This window comes from Peribacillus sp. SIMBA_075 (genome assembly GCF_046534585.1).
Window position 1 is genome coordinate 1 of the sequence record NZ_JAWRYN010000895.1, and the last position, 261, is coordinate 261.

1 protein-coding gene is annotated in these 261 nt (G+C 31.4%); it reads left to right on the forward strand.

Going from position 1 to position 261, the window contains the following annotated elements; all coding sequences use genetic code 11:
• Positions 1–243: hypothetical protein (locus SB775_RS30840; RefSeq protein ID WP_410865067.1), on the forward strand; the 243-nt coding region annotated here is incomplete at its 5' end.
• Between the last annotated feature and the right edge of the window lie 18 nt (positions 244–261).

Below are 261 nucleotides of genomic sequence, written 5' to 3' on the forward strand. Positions count from 1 at the left end.
CTATTAGATAAAAGTAGCAACGATAGTTACTTCGTTGAGTGGTTTAAAGCAATTGGTTTTTCATCACTACATCAATTAAATATTGAAAGAGTGTCACAAGAAGAGAGATTTGTTAGCTTTATTGAGTTCGATAAATTCGTTATTGAAAATGAACATGAGTGGGAGCAAGAACACAAAGAGATGAGAGGTACATTAATTTCAGTTATTAAGGAGATGCCAGAAACAATGAGGATGTTATTTTAATGGATAGAAAAGTTTTAG